At 48.2% G+C, this 3,349-nt stretch carries 3 protein-coding genes; 1 reads left to right on the top strand and 2 read right to left on the bottom strand.

Translation table 11 applies throughout. The features are described 5' to 3' along the window. Positions 1-90 precede the first annotated feature (90 nt). Positions 91-624 (bottom strand): YraN family protein, encoded by a 534-nt coding sequence (locus tag H6S82_RS24815; RefSeq protein ID WP_190464063.1) that lies wholly within the window; start codon positions 622-624, stop codon positions 91-93. 14 nt (positions 625-638) lie between these two features. On the opposite strand from H6S82_RS24815, the gene H6S82_RS24810 reads away from it, so the two are divergent. Beyond that, entirely contained in the window at positions 639-1,148 is a 510-nt protein-coding gene (locus H6S82_RS24810; RefSeq protein WP_190464062.1) for a pentapeptide repeat-containing protein, read from the top strand. Between the two features lie 197 nt (positions 1,149-1,345). On the opposite strand, the gene dnaG is transcribed toward H6S82_RS24810, so the two are convergent. Next, positions 1,346-3,271, bottom strand: coding sequence for a DNA primase (gene dnaG / locus H6S82_RS24805; RefSeq protein ID WP_190464061.1), 1,926 nt, complete (start codon positions 3,269-3,271; stop codon positions 1,346-1,348). Positions 3,272-3,349 lie beyond the last annotated feature (78 nt).

Here is a 3,349-nt window from a genome sequence, read left to right as displayed (position 1 = left end):
CCCGATCGCGAAGAAATCGAAGCATTTCGCCGCCAATTTGTCAATGGTTTGGGATACTGCCCGGAAACTCTGGCATAAGAGAAGAGAAATCTAACCTTCAAAATCAAAGGCTGACTGAATATACTGCTGCAAGACAAGTCGATATCCTGTTTTCTGTGTAGCTTTCGCAGTCAGCAAAGATTGCTCCGCATTGTTTCCTTTTTGGTCATCTGCCGATGGGGGATCTGAGTAGTAACTATCTATAGCTTCAAAATTGGAATTACGGTAAGGCTTTCTACCCAGCCGCTCACACCTAACCAAAGCTACATCAAATCGACACGGACGCTCTGCCAGTTCTGGGTGTGCGGCTAAAAATAACAGCACCGCTTGCCAAAGTTTAGCTTGTTTTTGCGGCGAGATCGACAGCAGACCGTCGGCGTCCCAATTTCCGCGACTGCGGGTTTTTACCTCTACAAATACCAAATCTGCGGATTCACTGTTTTGGGCGATGATGTCCAACTCTCCCCAACGACAATACCAGCGACGATGCAATATCGACCAGCCTTGCGATCGCAACCATTGGGCAACCAGGTCTTCACCTAATGCACCGAGATCGGGATAATGAGATACTGAACGGTTTGCCATCAACTGGTACGAACATGAATTCAAGTTTAAAAAATCGGATCGCGAGAATATTACTCAGTTTATGGCTTTGGGTAGCGATCTGCCTAACGGCTTTTGGAGGGATTTCGGCTCCAGCTTGGGCTTTGGACTACACCAAAGAAAACCTAGTTGGTGCAGATTTCTCCGGACGCGACCTCACAGATTCCAAATTCAACCAAGCCAATCTCCGCAACAGTAACCTGAGCCATACTGATTTGCGGGGAGTCAGTCTTTTCGGGGCAGTTCTAAATTTAGCTAATTTAGAGGGAGCCGACCTCAGCTATGCTACGGTAGCCACAGCCCGTTTTATGAAGGCTAATTTAACCAATGCAATTCTGGAAGGTGCTTTTGCCTTCAATGCTAAATTCGATGGTGCGATCGTCGATGGTGCTGATTTTACCGATGTTGTACTGCGTGACGATCAGCTCAAGATCCTTTGTGCGGTTGCTAAAGGTACTAATCCCGTGACCGGACGCGATACTCGCGAGACTTTGTACTGTCCGTAAAAACAAGGGGCTAGGGATTAGGGGCTAGGGGCTAGGGAAGAGGGAGGAGGGAAGAGGGAGAGGGAGGAGGGAAGAGGGAAGAGGGAAGAGGAAGAGGAGGAATTTTTGAATGATTGACTTTCCCTAACCCCTAACCCCTAATCCCTAACCCCTTTTTGACTTTTGACTTTTGACTTTTGACTTCCCCGCTCTCTCCTTTAAATGTCTACTAAGTCGGAGAAGGAGACTTGGCAAAGTCGATCGAGTTCGATGCTGCGCTGTGTGGTGCTGCGGTATTCTTGACTGTATTGCTCGCCGCGTTCTCGTTCGATCGCAATGTTAATCTTTTCCCAGAGTTCTCGAAAATAACGAGATTGTTTTTCACACATCACCTGTTCCATACGAGTGACAGCAGCTCGAATTAATTCCGCAGCGCGGGTGATATCCAACTGACTCAACTCATCTAGTAGAAACAGGTGACCAACTTGGGTCATTTCGTCTGGGAATTCCAGGCGTTTGTCTTGTAACTTGGAGATGAGGTCTAGTTCTAACTGTGGAGATGTTTCCTGGATCTCCAAAATCTGCGCCCATAAAAATCTATGGTGAGAAAGGCTAAATTCCAAATCTCGCTCCTCTAAGATATCTGCGATCGCCTGACGCTGGTAAGGACAATGCAGATAAAGGCGCAAAAGTAAAGCTTCCGCTTGCTCTAATCGTTTTCCTTCTGGTAAAGTGGAAACTGGTTTAGCAGCTTGAGGACGCCGAGGGACGATCCCAATCGGCCCACTGCGGCGGGGATTTCTCAATTCGACGATGATATTTTGGGCAATCATGGATACCAGTCGCGCTTCACCTTGGCTGAGAATTTCTGCACAACGAGTGATGTAATGCGTCCGCATATCCGGATTGACGATATTATTCAGCAATTTGATCATTTGCTGATATGCTTGCTGATATCGATCGGCTTGTTTGAGGTTTTTTCCAGCAACGATTTGCTCGATTTGCCAGTCCAACCACAGTGGCGCATTTGTTACCAGCTGGCGATATTCTTCATGGGAATGGGTTTTGAGATATTCATCGGCGTCTTTGCCATCGGGGATATTGAGTATGCGTAACTGCACTTCTCCCCGGTAAGCTAAATCTGCAATTTCCCCGATTGCTCTTTCGGCGGCGGTAGTACCGGCTTTGTCGGCGTCGAAGTTGAGTACGAGTTGTTTCGAGTCGGTGTAGCGCAACAAATGACGAATTCGATCTATATTGAGGGCAGTGCCGAGTGACGCGACGGCGTTGGTAATGCCTGCGGCGTGGAGAGCGATCGCATCAAAATACCCTTCTACCAGGATAGCTCGGTCTTGCTTGGCAATGGCGTCTTTAGCTTTATCCAAGGCAAACAGAGTTTTACCTTTATTAAATAGTTGCGTTTCCGGCGAGTTGAGATATTTGGGTTGTTCGTTGGTGAGAGTGCGACCGCCAAAAGCGATAACTTTGCCTTGCATATCGCAAATGGGGATAATCAGACGATCGCGAAATACGTCATAATAACCACCACCCTCTTTGCGCGGTTTGATCAACCCGGCTTGTTCCACTAAATGCAAGGCATAGCCTTTTTGTTCTACCAAGTAGCGGTAGAGAGTTTCCCAACCCGCCGGTGCATAGCCGAGTTGAAACTGCTGGATGGTTTCTTCACTCAGCTGGCGTTGGGATTTGAGATATTCTAAAGCTTGTTGTCCTTGGGATTGGCGCAATGCGTGCTGATAGAATGCTGCTGTCACCGCCAATATTTGGTAAAGCTGTTCCCGGAGAGTGATTTGTCGTTGCAGTTCTTGTCGCTGTTCGGGTTCGAGGGTTTGCACCGGCACAGCGTAGCGTCGCGCCAATTCCAGCACTACATCGCTGAAGGATTGTTTTTCCACTTGCATGAGGAAGTTGATGGCGCTACCGCCAGCTTGACAGCCGAAGCAATAATACATCTGTTTTTGCGGACTGACAGTGAAGCTGGGGCTTTTTTCGTCATGGAAGGGACATAAGCCTACGAAGTCTTTGCCCCGCTTGCGTAGGACGACGCGATCGGATATTACATCTACAATATCGACTCGCTGCTTGACTTGTTCGATCGTGTCTGGGTGCAGGCGGGGAACTTGCATTGCTTGGTTGCCTCTGTGCTAACTCCTTCTCTATTAAACATCTCCAAAAATTCTAGTGGGGTAGGCATCCTGCCTGCC

The organism is Planktothrix sp. FACHB-1355 (assembly GCF_014748295.1).
Classification (GTDB): Bacteria; Cyanobacteriota; Cyanobacteriia; order Cyanobacteriales; family Aerosakkonemataceae; genus Aerosakkonema; species Aerosakkonema funiforme_A.
This window is presented reverse-complemented; position numbering and strand designations above follow the sequence as displayed.

Coding starts and splice junctions, on each gene's coding strand:
- dnaG (WP_190464061.1), bottom strand. CDS start 3,271: ATGCAAGTTCCCCGCCTGCACCCAGACACGATCGAACAAGTCAAGCAG.
- H6S82_RS24810 (WP_190464062.1), top strand. CDS start 639: ATGAATTCAAGTTTAAAAAATCGGATCGCGAGAATATTACTCAGTTTA.
- H6S82_RS24815 (WP_190464063.1), bottom strand. CDS start 624: ATGGCAAACCGTTCAGTATCTCATTATCCCGATCTCGGTGCATTAGGT.